At 46.4% G+C, this 18,375-nt stretch carries 13 protein-coding genes; 2 read left to right on the top strand and 11 right to left on the bottom strand.

All coding sequences use genetic code 11. The annotated features are described in order from the left end of the window. A partial coding sequence (locus BUC22_RS21735; protein ID WP_200805536.1) for an InlB B-repeat-containing protein occupies positions 1-2,269 on the bottom strand: 2,269 nt, incomplete at its 3' end. A gap of 298 nt (positions 2,270-2,567) precedes the next feature. Between BUC22_RS21735 and BUC22_RS21420 the strand changes: the two genes are divergently transcribed. Continuing rightward, the gene (locus BUC22_RS21420) at positions 2,568-2,798 is read left to right on the top strand and encodes a hypothetical protein (protein ID WP_013379482.1); all 231 of its coding nucleotides are present in this window, start codon (positions 2,568-2,570) and stop codon (positions 2,796-2,798) included. Between the two features lie 35 nt (positions 2,799-2,833). Further along, positions 2,834-5,914, top strand: coding sequence for a COG1470 family protein (locus BUC22_RS06315; protein WP_073382612.1), 3,081 nt, complete (start codon positions 2,834-2,836; stop codon positions 5,912-5,914). Positions 5,915-6,015: 101 nt separating this feature from the next. Here BUC22_RS06315 and BUC22_RS06310 read toward each other — a convergent pair whose 3' ends face one another. From BUC22_RS06310 to BUC22_RS06265, 10 genes are all read right to left on the bottom strand, one after another. Continuing rightward, on the bottom strand, positions 6,016-6,822 hold the full coding sequence (locus BUC22_RS06310) for a LytTR family transcriptional regulator (RefSeq protein WP_013379479.1): 807 nt from the start codon (positions 6,820-6,822) through the stop codon (positions 6,016-6,018). A gap of 134 nt (positions 6,823-6,956) precedes the next feature. Next, the gene (locus tag BUC22_RS06305; protein ID WP_013379478.1) at positions 6,957-7,781 is read right to left on the bottom strand and encodes an SDR family NAD(P)-dependent oxidoreductase; all 825 of its coding nucleotides are present in this window, start codon (positions 7,779-7,781) and stop codon (positions 6,957-6,959) included. Positions 7,782-7,950: 169 nt separating this feature from the next. Continuing rightward, positions 7,951-10,398, bottom strand: coding sequence for a glycogen/starch/alpha-glucan phosphorylase (locus tag BUC22_RS06300; RefSeq protein WP_013379477.1), 2,448 nt, complete (start codon positions 10,396-10,398; stop codon positions 7,951-7,953). Between the two features lie 175 nt (positions 10,399-10,573). Further along, positions 10,574-12,511, bottom strand: a complete 1,938-nt coding sequence (locus BUC22_RS06295; protein WP_013379476.1) for a bifunctional metallophosphatase/5'-nucleotidase — start codon at positions 12,509-12,511, stop codon at positions 10,574-10,576. A 330-nt stretch (positions 12,512-12,841) separates the two neighbouring features. Further along, the gene (gene whiA, locus BUC22_RS06290) at positions 12,842-13,810 is read right to left on the bottom strand and encodes a DNA-binding protein WhiA (RefSeq protein ID WP_013379475.1); all 969 of its coding nucleotides are present in this window, start codon (positions 13,808-13,810) and stop codon (positions 12,842-12,844) included. 16 nt (positions 13,811-13,826) lie between these two features. After that, positions 13,827-14,843: a gluconeogenesis factor YvcK family protein gene (locus BUC22_RS06285; RefSeq protein ID WP_013379474.1), complete on the bottom strand. Its 1,017-nt coding sequence runs from the start codon at positions 14,841-14,843 to the stop codon at positions 13,827-13,829. Between the two features lie 33 nt (positions 14,844-14,876). After that, complete coding sequence (rapZ, locus tag BUC22_RS06280) at positions 14,877-15,749, bottom strand: RNase adapter RapZ (RefSeq protein ID WP_013379473.1); 873 nt, start codon at positions 15,747-15,749, stop codon at positions 14,877-14,879. Between the two features lie 17 nt (positions 15,750-15,766). Continuing rightward, positions 15,767-16,498, bottom strand: coding sequence for a PHP domain-containing protein (locus tag BUC22_RS06275; protein WP_013379472.1), 732 nt, complete (start codon positions 16,496-16,498; stop codon positions 15,767-15,769). Next, positions 16,498-17,406: a UDP-N-acetylmuramate dehydrogenase gene (gene murB / locus BUC22_RS06270; protein WP_013379471.1), complete on the bottom strand. Its 909-nt coding sequence runs from the start codon at positions 17,404-17,406 to the stop codon at positions 16,498-16,500. Before murB ends, BUC22_RS06275 begins: the two co-directional genes overlap by 1 nt. Before the next feature lie 111 nt (positions 17,407-17,517). Beyond that, positions 17,518-18,303, bottom strand: a complete 786-nt coding sequence (locus tag BUC22_RS06265; protein WP_013379470.1) for a tyrosine-protein phosphatase — start codon at positions 18,301-18,303, stop codon at positions 17,518-17,520. Between the last annotated feature and the right edge of the window lie 72 nt (positions 18,304-18,375).

Raw genomic sequence — 18,375 nt, 5'->3', positions numbered from 1 at the left:
CGTCATAGGTCATGGCCTGATCGGCCATGCTGCCGCCATCGGCGGTGTTGCCGTCGAATTGGATGCTGTACTTGTTGGCACGCCACTGAGCATACAGCTTGACTACTTCGCCATCGGCTGTGGTCAGATTTTTAACCTTCTCACCATCGCCATAGGCAGTTCCGCTGCCGTCGCCCTGGGTGTTCCAGCCCGTAAAGGTGTAGCCGGTCTTGGTATAGCTGTTGCTCGCCAGACTGGCCGCCTCGTCATAGGTCATGGCCTGATCGGCCATGATGCCGCCATCGGCGGTGTTCCCGTCGAATTTGACGTTATAGTTATTTGCACGCCACTGGGCATATAATTTGACTACTTCGCCATCTATGACTGTAAAATCTTCGGTTAGTGTGGCTTTATCGGGATAAACAGCTCCACTTTTCAATTCTTTCCAGCCGCTAAAGGTGTAGCCGGTTTTGGTATATTCATTTGGGTTCAATGGCAGCTCTTCGCCGTAATTTTTTGTCTGGTCCGGCATCACGCCCTTGCCTCCGTTACTGTCAAAGGCAAGCGTATAGACAGCGGAAAATATGATTTGACGATAGCTGGAAACAGAACCTCCGTCCGTTATATTTAGTGTATATGTACCAATGTCTTTTGCTTCCAGAGTCTGTGCTGTTGCGCCCTCTATATCTTTTCCGTTCAATTGCCATTGATAAACTGCCGATGATGAATAATCATCGGGGTTTAAGAGCTTTAAAGTGACTGGCGTACTTAGATATTTGGCGGTTATCCTCTCCGGCAGTCCGCTGTTATCATAGTCCTTTACGGAAGATGGATCTTCAATATCGGTGAGCGGCATATTAACCCGGGGCAGCCATAAATATACACTTGCGCTTGAATCGGTATAGACATCCCTGACGCCGTAAAGGTTAGAGTAAGCATTCGGTACCTGTGCCGTGTGGAGCCTGGCCATCAGGACGTCAAGCTCACCTGCTTTTACCATTTCATTCGGTCCATAAACAGAGCTTGCGTCAATTCGATTCTGGGACACTGGGAGACCTGCGCTGTTGATAAAAGTTCCTGATATTGAGGAATTTACATACAGACTTCCTCCGTTTATAATTGCTTTGCTGCATTCTATACTACGGTTTCTGTACCCATCGGCCGAGACAGTCCCTCCATTTAAAACCAGCGTATCTGCTGAAATTCCTTTTTTATCAAAATTACTATTAGTATTAGTAATATTTACCTTTCCACCATTTATTGTTATATTTGCATCATCACCTCCCAAAATGGCATTCCATTTTCCCGCATAACAATTAATTGTCCCGCTGTTTATTGTTATGTCACCACTACCTGTACCATCATATGACGAGGCACCTCCTATGGCTGCACTGTAGTTTCCTCCTCTGGCCTCAATAAAACCATTGCCTCCATCTTCAATAGTGAGTGAGCTTCCGACACGCACTAATATTCCCGCATAATAGGAGCCTGATGGTTGAACATAGTTATTTCCAACAAGCGTAAGTGTAACAGTCGAATTCTCAGTAATGGAAAAGCCGTCTCCGCTGGGTGATTTAATGTTAATACCATTTGCAGCAACATTCGTCTCGATCCCGCCTTTCACCATGACGAAATGATTAACGGTGGCGCCGGAGGTGCTGTAAAGCTCAATCGTATCTGATGAGTCGATCCCACGTGTGACTGTACTGCCCTGTGTGACCTGAATATCTGATTGGCCTGTCGTATCAGGCTCAATGACAACACTTCCACTGGCGATATCAAATGAGAAAGGTTGATTGGAGCGACTCCGATCTTCCGATTTTTCCTCTTTAAATCGCACATCTTCCCTCTCATCAACTGCTTTAGGATCATCCACCTCCGCTTCATTTACAGTTACTGTAACACCCGGGGGCGTAAGATGATCTGCCAGTGTATATTCCTCTGCTGGTATTGCGGTGAACCGGTATTCTCCCGGAGCGTCCCTGTCATACTGGGGATGGGCTGTCCAGGTGACTGGTACCTCGAACTTCTGCTCCTTTTCGGCGTTTTTTACCCTAGCAATCAGGCTGGAAGGGAGGTCTAGCTGCTCCTGGCTGGTTCCTAACGCAACATCCCGGTCGTCTAAACTTCCATCGGGTATATCAAAGGTATAAATCACCTGTTTCGCTTTTAGTAACTCCTGTTCTTCTGCCTGAACGGCAGTATTTAATAAAAACGCGAACAACAGCGTAAGTATGATCAGCAACCCTATACTTAACCTGTGAAGTTCTCGTGTGTAAAACTTTTTCATATAAATTCCTCCTGTCATCTTTGACGCTTATCTTTTCATGCCTGGTTTTTGAGTATAACAGTAAAAAACTTATTTTGAAACGAATATAAAACTTTTTCACGCACCATTGTTGACACCACTGTGACAACCTGTTTATTATTGGCCTATAGCCTGAAATAACTGTTCTGTTCATTTTTCCTGTTTTTTAAACCATAACACTAAACAAAAGCATATTCTTTAATTTTATTTAAAACACTTGTGCGAAAAAAATCCTGTGTTAAAATGGTGCCAAACATAATATGAAAGGATGTGCTTTAAAATGAAAAAATTTAAAACTGCTCTGTCAACAATCTCCATGCTTCTTTTGTTCTTAATGCTTTGGAGTATGCCTGCTTTAGCCCAGACCTCAGACAGCAATTCTCTCAATGGCTATGCACGGCCACCTCGGCGGCCACCACATCGGCTCTCTGCCTGCACGGCTCAATTCGATAAAAATTTTGTGAATCTCGATTGTCTGTCAACAGATAATTTTGAAAAAGTAACGTTTTGAAAATATTTTATAAATTATAAAGGATGTGTTTTTAAATGAAAAAGTTCAAAAAAATTTTGTCAACGATTTCTATGCTTTTTATCTTTTTGGTGCTGGGGAATTTTTCAGTTTTTGCTCAGGATTCGGATACCGGGCCTCCCGAAGGGTATCCTCACACACAGCTTTATTTTAATAAAGAATCTGTAAAGGATGGCGACCAGGTAACAGCAACCTTAGAGCTGGACAACCAGACAAACGCTGATTTAATGAATGTAACCCTTGAGACCACTCTCCCTGAGGGGCTGTATTCTGAAAGTACCACAAGAACCTATGATAAAATCGCCGCCGGACAAAAAATCCTTCACAGCTTTACAATACAGGTTGGCGACAAAAGCTCTGTGATCCCTGTGTCACTCTCCAGCATCCCTTCAAATCCTGTAACAGGAGCACCGGGTACTATCGGCATTGGTATTGCCCTAACCGCTGCATTGATCGTCTTTGCTGTTTGGCTCTGCAAAAGAAGAAAGGGGCAGATGGTATTCTCGATTGCGCTCTGCCTGCTGTTGACAACACAGCTTCTGCTGACGGCTTTTCCAAATCCCGTTTACGCCGAGGAGGAAAGTGATACGGATACTTCTTTGTCTGATGAAGTAGAGAGCATCTCTTATTCTGTTAGCAGCGATCTGACAGTAAACGAGAGCACAGAAGTACTTTCTACCACTGTCACCATTGGTTCTGTCGAGTTGGTTGAGCTGTCTGAAATTACATATGAAGCGCTTCAGACTAACAGCTCTGTCGCCGCTGGCGCTGCCTTTTTCGATATTGTTATTTCCAGCCAAAGTGACCCATTTTCTGACGCTGTGAAGGCTGAGGATATTGTCCTGAAAAATGCTTTTGAAAATGCCAGAATTGATACAATCACTCTTCTGGACGAGCATACGTTAGCGTTGAGTCTCACTGGAACTTTGGATAAAGAGGATGAGAGCAACGGGCTGCTTGAGCTTAGCAAAAACTGCTTTAAACAGGACGGCGAAAAGCAAGGGCGTCTGATGGTTGATGTCTCCTCTCCGCTGCCGTATTTTGCGGAAGGCACTGACAATGTGCACCTTAACAAAGACGATACGGCTGTTCTGCAATTCAGCGTCGACACTGCACAGTTCTCCCAAACGGCGGACGCGTCAGCCTTTACCTTTGATGATCCAGCCATCCAGCCGGTTAACCTGACCATTCCCTCAACTCTTTCCAGCAGGGATGGGCTTCTGGAAGTACGTGTCAATGGTGCGGAGAGCAAGACGGACGTCATGAATGCGCTGCGCGGCACTACGATGACCATTGACAGTGCTGCCCTTAATTGTGACAGCCTGACGCTGCCGCTCAAGCTTGAAGAAGAACGAATCAGCACCGATTTAATTCTGGCGAATGCGGTGCGCAGCTCTGAAAAAGAGACTCAGGCCACGGCTGAGTTTACTGGCCGTGTCAGCTCGCTCAATGGCAGTGTTGATTTAACACAGGGAGCCGTCGCTCTCGCCGACGAGCCGCATCCTGGTGTCAGTGTCTCACCTTTAAAGATCATGGACGGTTCAAATAATCGCTTCAGCTTTACAGTGACAATTGATGATCCTGTGCTCCCCAACTGGGCTGAGGATGATGAAGGGCTTGAAATGTTTTTTGCCTACTGGGCCTACTCGCAAAGGCTTTATCTGGATACAAACTGTGTTACTGACGCCTACGGGGTCCCCGTGCAGGCTTCTGAATACGCCATGGTCGTATATGAAAGTGATGCTTCAGACGATGAACTGTTAGCTTCAAATGCGTCGGCACAAGATATTGTCGCAAAATCATTCGTATACACTTCTAAAATACTAAGCATTGTCAATTCCTTTGTCACAGGATCCCCTCTGGCGGGAATTGCCGGAATCCTGGGCCTCGGCGGTGATGCTTTATCCTCCAGTGGAATGGGCGAAATTAGAGATAATTTGGTAGCACTGAACGCTGAAGTTGCTGAGATCAGTCGAAAAACTGACGCCATCAGCCAGGAACTCAAAGACCTGATAAATCATATCAAAGATACGGAAATGCGAGATAAGGTTTCCGCATTCGGAAAAGAGGCGGACAGTCTTGCCTGGACTGTTAACAAAGTCAATAGCCCGGAAAATGATGTACTTGCTAAACTAATGGAGGTCACAGACACTGAATCCACTGAATATCACACCTATGTTAATGAGATTAATAATACGGTTGCATACAGCGCCGGCGGCGGCGATACCTTTGCAAGAGACACTCTGGCTTTCGGAAAATCCATTCTCGGTGATAATGTCATGGAAAGCGACAGCACTTTAGATGTCTATGTGAATCTTTATAATTCACGCTATAACTGGTCCTCTCAAACCATTCCTGCTAAATCCCGTTTTCTGGCCTATACCACCTCACTCTACCTGAAGGCCTATATGATAAGCATGTGCTATATGCAGAGCAATAACACAGACCATCGATATGATTACGCAATAGAGCAGATGAGAGGACAGTTTCAAAAATTCATTAAAAAATGCGAAGCCTATGATACAAGCATGAAACTTCCCGACGGAAAGGATATCAACCTGATTGACGGAAAAACATATGCATATGATTGTTTTGTTGTTTTTGATCCAAAAGTTTTTTTTAAACAGTGTGAAGAACGAGTACGGTATTCCTCCGGAGTGTCTATGTTTCATCCTGATCTCTATGAAAGCATGATGTATCAGAACTTGTGTATGTATATATTCCTATATGATCAGCGATTTATATCACCCCCACCAATTGAAACTTTAGATTCTATGAAATCACGGTTATCTGCCAGCGGTAAAAATTCGCTTCTCGACGAACTGGAGTCTGTCGGCTTTTCCGTACCTGGAAATTATCTTTACACCGGTAAACTGAGTTACAACCGTAATCAGATAAAACAATATAATTTCTTCGGCTATTTTGTATTCAAAGGTGACTTTATATATCATGCTGATTTATACAATCTGAAAACTGGTAACATGGAAAATAACATCTCGCTTTTAAAAGCTGATATTGATACTAAAAATATAAACGACTGGCGATCAAAATCTATACAAACGATGTTTAATAATAAAATAATAGTTATGTTACAGTAAAACATTTTATAATCATGTCAAATAATTCTTATAAAAAAGCAGCTCCACGTTTAGACAGAGGAGCTGCTTTTTTTGATTTTTTATCATAATTTATTACAGCATTAACGGTATGAGTGGTTCTCATGATAATCCTGTATGCTCTTAAGTACCTGTGGATAGCGCTTTTCTGGAACTGGCAGGGTACTGCCATCGTACATATTTATTTCACGGTACTGTACGTTTAATACATAATCCAGATTGATGATGTAGCTGCGGTGAATTCTGATAAACTGTTCAGGCAGCTCTGTCTCAATTTCTCCGATGGGCACCCGGATATTCATGGCCTTATCTGCACATTGCAGCCTGCTCTTACGGTGTCCGGCCTCTATGTAAATGATCTGGTTGATGTCCACAAAGTATTCTTCTTTGTTCAAACCTTTAAAGCAGACCTTCTTCTCTTTGCCGATCTTTTCCTGGATCAGCTTTTGCATATACTCATAATTTTCACGGCCAGCTTTAAAGGGGAAATATTTCTCATCGCCAATCAGCAGATTGTCTGCCGTATTGGATACATGGATATGTATGGCAAGCAGCCTTCCCTCCTGCCTGCGGTACACAAAGGTGCAGCGCTGCTCAGCCAGCATAATGTAGTTCTGGACGCCCTCGTTATAAACGGTATATTTTCCGCTGACAACACAGCCCTCCTCGCTTTCCCCAACAAGCTCATAAACGTCGTCTTTGACCTGAAAAGGAATCCCCTGCTCAATCTCCAGTATTTCTTTAAAGTTATCCAGGCCGTTGATAAACTGGCTTTTAAGGGGACCGATCCACATAATATCTTCTGCCATCTGCTCAATCACAAAATCCAGATCTCTTTCATAATGCTTTCGCATAATCATACGTGTCAGCTCTACGGCATCCTGCTTCATATTTCTCTTCCTCTTCCGGCAACGTTTTTAATGCGCTGTCCATATATAAGTATTGCTTCAATTATATCATTTTGATCCGGTATAAAAAATACCGTTCGTCACGACTTTAGGCTGTTCACATGAATTTTGTGCTTTTAAAATGACGTCCATCCTCCGTCAGTGGCCACGATTTCCCCGGTCATATGGCTTGCGTCGTCAGACGCCAAAAATAAAATGGAAGCTGCCTGTTCCTCCGCCAGTGCGTCGCGTTTGAGCATGGATTCTGTTTTCTGGCCTGCCATGGACTGCGCTTCCTGTTCAGAGACGCCGTTCGCCTGTGCTTCCTTCTGTTTCTGCATGACAAATTCATATGCTTCCTTCACCATTGGCGTATCTGTACCCGCCGGATTGACGGAATTGACACGGATACCAAAGCGCGCGTAATCCAATGCCAGATTTTTGGTCAGCCCGTTTACCGCGTGTTTGGATGCTACATAGGCAGGGTTGCCCGGCAAACCAGTCAGCCCTGCGATGGACGCATTGTTGACGACAGCGCCGCCTTTTTTCTGTTTCATAAACTGCTGAAGCTCATATTTACAGCTGTAAAAAACCGAATAAAAATTATTGGCCATGGTATAATCCATCTGCTCCTTTGTCAGGGCGTGCACAGGGTCTGGATTTCCCATCACACCGGCATTGTTGATGGCGATGTCAATCCGGCCATAGGCTTTTACAGCCTCCTCCACCATTTTCCGGGCGTTTTCCTCAATCGACAGATCCAGGCACAGGAAAATCGCTTCGCCGCCTTCCTCTGTCACAGCCTTTAGTACTTCGCTACCTTCCTTTTCAAGACGGTCTGTCAGAACCAGCCTTGCGCCTTCTCTTGCTGCCCTCAATGCTGTGGCTTTTCCAATACCGCGCGCAGCGCCTGTTAACACGATGACCTGCCCCTTAAACCGTTCTGGGAATATTTTTTTCATAATAGGACTCCTTTATTAAATCGTTCTCTGCTTTATATTATAACTTAATTTTTATCGGGTATTATTCAAGTTTTTGTCAAGATTTTTTCTTAAAAGCCACGCTTTAAGCCAATTTAAAAAGCCGCCGATCAGTGTCTTTGCGCTGATACGGCAGCTTTCTTTTTAATGCTTATTTAACTTTCCAAACCCGTTTCTCGTAATCCTCAATAGAGCGGTCGCTTGAGAAGATTCCAGAGTGGGCAATATTGATGGCAGACATTTTCTGCCATTGCTTCTGGTCTCTGTAGACGTTGCTGACGATATCCTGAATATCGACATACGGGGCAAAATCTTTCAGGACAAAATAGGTATCATTGTGCAGCAGCAGGGAGTCGTAAATCATCTGGAAGCCCGCGCTTTCCCCAAAGAAACCGCTGATCAGCTGTCCAAGGATTTCCTGCAGGCGGGAATCGGACTCGTAGACTTCCAATGAGCGGTAGCCGCCATGGGTATTATAATTGTACACCTCTGTATCGGACAGGCCAAAGGTAAAGACATTGTCCATTCCCACAGCCTCAGCGATTTCGACATTGGCGCCGTCCATAGTGCCAAGGGTCAGGGCGCCGTTCATCATGAATTTCATATTGCCTGTACCGGAGGCTTCTTTACCGGCGGTTGAAATTTGTTCTGAGATCTCTGCCGCAGGGTAGATGAGCTCTGCCACGGACACGTTAAAGTTTGGTACAAAGACAACCTTGAGCTTATCCTTAACCAGCGGGTCATTGTTGACGCGGTCTGCAACCACGTTAATCAGGCGGATAACTTCCTTCGCATATACGTAGGAGGGCGCTGCCTTGCCCGCGAAAATATAGGTCTTTGGTACGATATCGGCATTCGGATTGGAGCGCAGCTGATTGTAAGTCAGAATGACGTGCAGAATATTTAAGAGCTGGCGTTTATATTCATGGATACGCTTGACCTGTACGTCAAAAATAGAATCCGGGTTCAGGACAATACCCTGGGTTTCCTTGATATACTTAGCCAGCCGTTCCTTATTGGCGTGCTTTATGTCTCCCAGCTTCTGGCAGAACGCCGCGTCCTGCGCATAAGGCAGCAGCGCTTCGAGGCTGCACATATTGCCAGGCTTTTTCCAGTCTGTACCGATGGTATCATCCAGCAGGGTTTTTAGTCCCGGATTGCTGCCCATCATAAAACGGCGCTGGGTTACCCCATTGGTAACAGAGGTAAAGCGGTCTGGGAACACCGCGTAAAAATCCTTAAAGGTTTCCTCCCGCAGGATCTTGCTGTGCAGCTCTGCCACACCATTGACGGAGTGGCTGCCGATAATGGCCAAATGTGCCATATGAACCTGGCCGTCTTTTAAAATAGCCATGCTGTAGTTACGGTCAACCTGATCTGGATAGAACCAGTTCATATCGTTGATAAAACGGCGGTTAATTTCTTCAATGATCTGGTAAACGCGGGGCAGCAACTTCTGTACCATATCAATCGGCCATTTTTCAAGGGCTTCGGGTAATACGGTATGGTTTGTAAAGCTGATGGACTTAATGGTCATATCCCAGGCAACATCCCAGTCATAGCCTTCCTCATCCACTAAAATACGCATGAGCTCTGGCACACAGAGCGCCGGGTGCGTGTCGTTAATGTGGATACAGATTTTATCCGGAAAGCCGTCCATAGAGCCATGATTGTGCTTCTTATAGCGGCGGACAATCCGTTTGAGGCCCGCGCATACAAAGAAGTATTCCTGTTTCAGGCGCAGCAGCTTGCCCTCAAATCCATGGTCGCTTGGGTACAGGATCTGGCTGATGGATTCGGCCTCTGATTTGCGCTGCATGGCTTTGAGGAAGTGTCCCTGGTTAAAGGTGGACAGGTCAAAATCTTCTACAGGCTTGGCGCTCCATAAACGCAGTGAGTTTACAGTGTTATTTCGGTAGCCTTTAACCGGAATATCATAGGGAACCGCCAGGACTGGATCGTAGTTTTCATGGATAAACTGCATTTTGCCGTTTACCTCTTCTACACGCACATCCCCGTTGTATTTAACCACAACAGCCTTATCGGGCTTTACGATTTCGAAGGGATAGCCGTTTTTAAGCCAGATGTCCGCAACCTCAACCTGTTCGTCGTTAATAATTTTCTGCTCAAAGAGACCGTATTTGTAGCGGATGCCATTGCCGTGGCCCGGAAAACCGAGCGCGGCTGTAGAGTCTAAGAAGCATGCCATCAAACGGCCAAGGCCGCCGTTCCCCAGTGCAGGGTCATGTTCCTCTGCCTGAATGGCTTCATAGTCAACCCCCAGCTCATCCAGGGTTTCTTCAACCATGGTATCCCAGCCCAGGTTGTTGACATAGGCTTTTAACAATCGGCCAATCAGGAACTCGATGGAGAAAAAGTAAATCTGTTTTTCTTCCATTTTATGCAGACGGCTGTTATTTACAGCCCACTCCGCTGTGATTTCTTCCATCACCAGCTCTGCCAGTGCTTCATACTGGTGTCTGGTGGTAGACTCACTGAAATCTTCGCCGGAGACTTCCTCAACTTTTTTAATGAAAGCCTTTCTGAAGGCTTCCTTTGTCTTTACTTTATGCTTTGTATTTTTATCTGTAATTGCCATTTTATTGATTTCCTTTCAGAATTAATAACCAATTTTTTTGTTCTGTTTCCATCTTAACTTTAATGCCTGATTTTTTCAACCTTTCTGCTCAAAATAACCCCATAGATAACGGTATCAACTTTTTGTTTAAAGAAGTCTTTTCTTTTGTTTAAGAAAAGTATCCTGGTTGTTTATTTTAGCGCTGGGTCAAAGTGCCTTCTTTTTTTCTGGCTGTTCTTCTGCGGGTTCTGCAATTTTTTTCCTGGCAACCACTCTTTTTTTTAAGGGTGACGCTTACTGCTATGCCATCTTTAGCCAGTCCTGCGCCGCTGTAATTATTGACCAGCACTTCGTCTCCGCCATCTATGCTGATGGTATGAGGTCCGTCTGCCAGGCCCCTCAAATGTAATATACTGTCTTTTTCCAAAATTGCCTGGAAGTGCGTTTCCCCATCAATACAGCCGGCAATATGCTTTCCCGGAGCTGGCCTGTTGCCTTGTGTAATATGAACACACGCGTCATAGCGCTTTGGCTGATAGACCCCGGCTGTTTGTATCCGGCTGATGGAGGGGGGCCTTTCCACTGCGCCTTTTTCCTCTGTTATTTTGGTAAGCCAGTCTCTGAAAACTGTTTCTAAAATTCCAGCGTCACCGAGTTCTGGAAGGTGCATGAGCATGGTATAACCATCGCCGCCGTCAAGTTTCGCTTCGTCGATAACCAGTATCACAGGCGTTTTATCGTCCTCAGGATCCAGGAGCTGTCCGGAGTCCAGCGTTACAGACATCACCCGTTCTCCGACGGGGCGGTCAGGGCTGTAGACCATGGTCATACCAGAAATCTGCGGGAAACAGCCGCCAGCGCCAATGATTCTTCCGGTCTCTGGGTCCTGCCCCCTGACACGGCTTACACCATTTTCCAAAGCCTGATACAGGATTCTGGGTGTCGCCTCTCTGAAATACAGCCTGTTGCCAAAGGGGAGTACATCCAGGCAGTCTCCGGCTGTTATCTGACCGCGGTGAAGGCTGGCGCGGATACCGCCTCCGTTATGCAGGGCAATGACAGGCATGTCTTCAAAAATACAGGCGCCGGTCATTTGGCTTTTAAAACGTTCCTTTGCCGCGTCTGCCATGGCGTCGGCAATCGCATCTCCCAGGTTCGTCTCGGCAACCCGCGCCTCATTGATCCCATTGACAGTGCCTCCCCAAAGAGCTGTCTGAACCCTTGCCACCACTGGCGCCAGTTTCGCCGAATGGCTCTTTACCAGCAAGTCTGCAAGCTCTGTTACCTTTTTATCCGGTTTGCAGCTTTTTTTAATGGTCTCTTCTTCTAAAAAGCTGCCTCTGGCGCTGTGCGTTACAGGATCAATCATAATTTTTCCGATACGCTGGGCTCCGCTTCCGCTTTGCTGCAGGAGAATCCCATTGATTCTTTTTTCGGCAAAGACAGAATGGCTGTGTCCGTCGATGATGATGTCAAGCCCGCTGTTTTCTCCCAGGGCTTCCGCCAGACCAACACTCTGGTTCTCTGGCGCGCTGCCCGGGTCTATTCCGAGATGGGCCAGGCAGATGATAATTTCCGCCCCCAGCTCCTTTAATTTCTTGATAGTTTCCCGGCTGGTGGTCAGCGGGCTTTTAAAGTGTATCCCACGTACTTCCTTCGGCTCTGCCTCTCCTGTCCCGTTAGCTATTTCCGGCGTTGTTATGCCAAAGATACCAACGCTGACACCCTGTCTCTTTAACAGGATGTAGGCCCCATTATTAATTTTATGACCGCCGCGGTAGGCTTCTCCGGCCAGAACAGGTTTTCCGTCCCGGAAACCGTTGGCCGAAAGGATTGGAAAATCGGCGCGGCGCGCGTCTGTCAGCAGGGTATCCAGCCCATAGTCAAATTCATGGTTCCCGGCGGCCATGGCATCGTAGCCCGCTGCGTTCATGAGCGCGATAACATCTCGGCCTTTGCTTAAAGCTGCCAGGGCGCTGCCCTGGATGGCATCGCCGGCGTCCAGTAAAAGAGCGCCTTTATAGTCTCTTTTTAAAGCTGCTGTATAGTCTGCACCAACAACGCCTGCGCCGCTTACTAATGCACCGTGCAGATCATTGGTAGTTAAAATAATCAGGGGTTTTTCTTGTTTCATAGGATGGTCTTCTTTCCTGTATAATTTAATGGCATTATATCACTCTTTTAATGTACCCTGGTAATTCCTCCGTTAACCCTTTGTAAATTTTCACCACAAAACAAAAAAGCAGGCCGAGCGGCTGCTCGCGTCCTGCTTCTCTCTTAATTTTTATAATCCGATAAAGATATAGCCGCACAGAAAAGAAATTTGAGGTAGGTAATGAGAGATTGGAAAAGTGAAATTTTCTGTGCGGTAATACAAGCTCACTTTTATTATAATGACTATTTTCCCGGGCAGCAAGTCCCTTGTATCGAATAACGGACAGGCGGTACTGAAAACTTTTATTCCTTAAGCTTTCTGATTATCCCCGCTGTTTCGAAGCTCCTCTGCCATCTGGTTAAGCTTTTTTAAGCGGTGATAAACACCGGATTTTCCTACCGGCGGGTCCATTTTTTCACCCAGCTCCTTAATTGTAAGCTCCGGATAATTCAGCCGGACCTCCGCCATCTCAAATAGGTTTTTGGGGAGCTTATGCAGCCCTGTCATTTCCTTGATCAGCAGAATATTGTCGATCTGCTCGTAGGCTGCCGCTGCTGTCTTGTTCATATTGGCAGTCTCGCAGTTCACCTGGCGGTTGACGCCGTTCCGCATTTCTTTGATGATACGAATATTTTCGATTTCCAGCAGCGCCTTGTGGGCGCCGATGACATTTAAAAATCCAGCGACACTCTCGCTTTCCTTCATGTAGAGAACACCGCTTCCCTTTCTTGTGATCAGGCTGGCTTTAATGTCATACTGCTCCATCAGCTCCCGAAGGCTGTTCAGATAGGTTTTCTGACGGCACACCAGCTCCAGATGATAGGTCTTCTCAGGATTTGAGATGGAACCGCAGGCTAAAAACACGCCCCGGATATAGCTTTTAATATAGCGCTGCTTTGATAAAAACAAGCCGGGCACTTCATTAGTAAAGAAAATTTTTCCTTTAGCGTTATGCCTGAGGATACGGGTATCCTTCAAAACCTTTTGCACCTTTTCATTTTCTTCAAGAGCAATGGTGTAGTAGCGGTGCTCCTTAAATTTTCTGGTCTTTTTAATGAATACCTCTGGCGCAATGCTATACAGCCTTTTCATGAGCTTGAAAATCCGTCCTGCCACCGCCGGGTTTTCTGTTTTAAAGCTTAAGGACATCCGGGATCTTTCACCGACCTCGATTACCGCGGTGGAGGCAATCATACCGGACAGCTCTGCGCGGGCGCAGCCATCGGATTCAGGCTCCAGGGCGCTGAGGTCTTTTTTAATCATTGATGAAAAACTCACGCAAATCTTCCTTCCCTTATTTACTGTTTACATAGGCTTCAAAAATTCGTCTTGCCAGAAGGTCCGCGTCGTGGCGGATTCTTCCATTTTCAACGATGATAAAATCATCGGTAACATACTGGTATTCTGGCAGCATTTCGCCAATTTCCACTTTTTCGGAGTTATATTTTTGATACTGCCTGGCCACATAGTCGGGCAGATTCCCGCTGTTAAAAACACAGTACTGAAAAAGCCTGCGCTCTTTTATTTTCAGGTGCGCTTCAATGGCGCGGACGTGGTCGCACTGAGTATAGCCATCGGTTTCCCCAGGCTGCGTCATGATATTGCCCACATAAAATTTGCGCCCTCTGTTTTCCTTGATGGCGGACTCGATTCCATCCACAAGCAAATTTGGAATAACACTTGTATAAAGGCTTCCCGGCCCAATAATGACAATGTCCGCCATTTTGATGGCCTCGAGCGTCTCCTCCAAAGGTTCGATTTTGTCTGGCTTCAGAAAGATTTTTTCGATCCGGCAGTGCTTTTCGCAGGCCGCCTTTGGTATCTGCGATTCGCCTGCGACGGTTTCACCGTTGTCCAGGCTGGCGTTCAGGGTCATGTCATCCAGGGTGACAGGCAGTACCCGGCCTTTAATCTGAAGGACGTCTGAGGTGCGGCGAACTGCGTCGTAGAAGTCGTTGCTGATACCGTTCATGGCTGCCAGGAACAGGTTCCCAAAGTTGTGCCCCTCCAGTCCGCCTTCGGTAAAGCGGTAATTGAACAGAGACTGCATAACATTCTCATCGTCGGCCAGCGCCAGAATACAGTTCCTTATATCGCCTGGCGGTAAAATGCCCAGATCCTGCCGCAGCATCCCGGAGCTTCCGCCGTCATCTCCCACTGTTACAATGGCGGTGAGACGGTTGGTATACTTTTTCAGGCCTCTCAGAATAACGGACAGGCCAGTACCGCCGCCCAGTGCAACCACCTTTGGGTTACGGACGGTGACAATATCCTTCAGGGTAAACTCCCTGATATATTCTTTCATTTCCATGATATTTTTCTCCTAATAATCGGATAAGGCTTTTTAATTGGCCTCCCGGTCCTTTGTGATGTCACGGTGGCTAATCTTGGTCAGATAGCCTTTTTTCCGGAAAGCCTCTTCGATAAGGTAAGCAAAGGTGACGGAGCGGTGCTGGCCGCCAGTGCAGCCAAAGGCAACCTCCAGATGCTCCTTCCCGACCTTTCTGTACTGGGGAATGACGAATTCGATCAGGTCCTCGACCTTTTCATAGAATTCGCGCGCTTCCTCGAAGGACATAACATAATCGCGTACTTCCTGGTCTTCACCGGTTTTGCTGCGGAGTTCTTTTTTGTAAAATGGGTTTGGGAGAAAACGGACATCAAAAACGAAATCTGCACTCATTGGCAGCCCGTATTTAAAGCCAAAGGACGCGACGTTGATCTGTGTAAAGGCTTCACTTGTCTCCGATTGCAGTATTTTTTCAAGTGTTGCCTTCAGCTCCTTGTTGCTCATATCGGTCGTATTGATCACATAGTCCGCTTCCTGCCTGAAGGTACTCATCTTTTCTCTTTCCAGCTTAATGGATTCGGAAAGACTTCCGGCAATGCCTGTCAGGGGGTGCTTTCTCCTTGATTCCTGATAGCGGGTAATCAGCGTTTCATCATCAGCCTCCAAAAACAGCATTTCGATGTCTCTGCTGCCGCCCTTAAAATTGATAAGGGAGTTTTGAAAGGCTTCTGAGAAAATATCCCCGCGGATATCGGTTACCAGCGCCAGCTTCTCAATTTCAGCGCCGGTATTCTCACACAGCTCGATAAAGGTTTTAATCAGTTTTGGCGGAAGATTATCGACACAAAAATAGCCCAGATCTTCTAAAATCTGTATGGCCTGTGATTTTCCTGCTCCTGATAAACCTGTGACGATAATAGTTTTCATAATTTCTCCCTTAGGTATTATTCTTCAATATTGACAATGCGTTCATAGGGAACGCCGGCTTTTTTTATGATGGCCGCTGCCCCCTGTACCTGTCCGAGAGCCTGGACACTGTGAGCATCGCTGTTGACAGCAAACCGTACATTGTACTTCAAAGCGATCTTGAGTTCCTCGCTGTTGAGATGACTGTGCCTTGGGTTAATCTCCAGGATAACGCCCTTCTCAGCCGCCTTTTTGGCAATAGGCTCAATGTCCACTGGCAGCTTATCTCCAGGATGGGTAATCATCTTAAGCTCGTAGCGGTCCATCATTTCCAGATAGGTTCTGGTATTGACCTTCCGTGTTTTTTCCTTCATAAACGGGAAAACCACGGTCAGATAATTTCGGATGGCAAAGCGAAAAACGTCCTTTACGCTGGCTGGTATGTAGCCGTAATGGTATCCGGCATAGATCCAGTCGCAGTACTGACGCTCCTCTTTTCCGATATCAATGCTGCCGTCCGCTCCGGTGATATTGGACTCCACTGAAAGGTAAATCTCAATATCATTGTATTTTTCATTGAGCGCGTCAATTTCCCGGCGCATTTTCTCGAAATTTTTTCTGCGCACTCCAAACATGGGGTGGCTTCTGCCGTGGTCTGAAATTACGATTGCCCTGAGGCCGAGTGCACGTGCCTGCTCTACCATTTCCTCAATGGTATTTTTGCCATGGCTGTAGGTAGTGTGGGTGTGCATATCGCAGAGTAGCTTCATTATTCTCCTATCATAATTACTTCGGTGCGCATATCCACACCGTAGTCCTGTTTTACTTTCTTTTGAATGGTCTGAATCAGGGTGATGATATCGTCGGCTGTGGCGTTATCCTTGTTGATGACAAAGCCGCTGTGCTTTTCGGATACCTGGGCGCCGCCGACACAGTAACCTTTAAATCCGCAGTCCTGAACCAGTTTTCCGGCAAAATATCCCTCTGGGCGTCTGAAGGTGCTGCCTGCGCTGGGGTATTCCAGAGGCTGCTTGCTCCTTCTGCGCTCGTTCAGGTCATCCATCTTTGCCTTAATGGTATTGTAGTCCCCTTTTCTTAACAACAGATTTACACCTGTGACAAACCAGGGATTTTCCTGAACAATGCTTTTTCGATAGCCCATTCGGCACTCATCGATGGGAAGCTCAAGGATTTCGCCGCTCTCTGTCACAACCTCGATAGAACGGATAATATCCTTCATTTCGCCGTCGTAGGCGCCTGCATTCATAACAACAGCCCCTCCCAGTGAGCCTGGGATTCCAGAGGCAAACTCCATGCCTGTCAGACATCCTTCAAGAGCCGCTTGGGCAACATCTTTGAGCAGTGAGCCAGGCTCAGCGCTGATACCGGTATCCCCTACAGTGATCCTGCAAAGCTGACGGGTTTTTATCATGACACCGCGATAGCCGTTATCCCTGACTAAAAGATTGGTCCCGTTGCCCATTACATAAAAAGGGAGATTGTTTTTACGGCAGCAAGCCAATACGTTTATAAATTCCTCACAGCTCTCGGGCACCACCAAAAAATCCGCCGGTCCTCCTACCTTAAAGGAAATATGGTTTTTCATGGGTTCATCGCATAAAATCCTTTCTGCTGCAATGACATCCATTAATTTATTCTTGATCATTTCTTTATTCATTCTTTTACTCGTTCCTTCCAAAGGGTATCCGTATTATTATACCATACTAAAGCTGACGATAACATTAAAAAAAGCCATTCCTTTTAACAGGATTGGCTTTTATTGTATGGATTAAAAAAAGGTTCTCCCAATGACGCTGCTCTTCACTTCTTCTGTGCAGGGGATTGGATTGACGGCGATGCCGCCTTCATTCTTGATCAAGAGCTCTGGATTACGGCACATAATCCGGTTCCATTCTTCCTCCCCGACAAGGGAAACGCCTGCCGCTCTGGCCTCGGGATAACGCTCATAGCCCTCCACCTGATGCGCGTCGCTCCCCATGAGCTGCACCATATGGTGCTTGAGTAAAATCTCAAGGGTGTGTCTGGAAGGCTCGCCGTAATACCCGACAAGACTCAGATAATTGCACTGGATCAGGACGCCGCTTTTCATAAAATCCAGAAGCACGTTGGGGTCCTCCTGTACAAAATCATAGCGTTCGGGGTGGGCTAAAATAGCCTTATAACCTTTTTCCTTAAGTTTGTGCATAAAGTTCTGAACGCCGGTGGCTGTACCACCGTGCCGGATTGTCTCCACAAGAAACCACGGGGTGCCGGCCAGGGTGGTAAATTCTTCTTTATCGATTAAATCGACCAGCTTATACTCATATAAAAGCTCGCTGCCGAGATATAAATCCAGCTCCAGGCCTGCGCGCGCCAGTATTTTTTTCAGGGTTTCGTATCGTTTTTTATTTTCTGCTACAGGTGAGGTAAAGTTCTGATAGCACATGTAGTGCGGCGTTAAGACAACGCCTGAAAAGCCAATCTCTTTCGCCTTAAAAAGCATCTCGACACTGTCCTCAATGCTCTGGGCTCCATCGTCAACACCGTATAATACGTGGTTATGCATATCAATCATTTTATCATCCCCCTGTGTTTCACTAGCTCTATTATATAAGAAGTTGAAAACATTCGCAATGAAAACTTCAAT

Origin of the sequence: Eubacterium callanderi (assembly GCF_900142645.1) — a bacterium.
GTDB classification, from domain to species: domain Bacteria; phylum Bacillota; class Clostridia; order Eubacteriales; family Eubacteriaceae; genus Eubacterium; species Eubacterium callanderi.
Note: the sequence above shows the minus strand (reverse complement) of the source record. Positions and strands in the feature narration are given on the sequence as shown.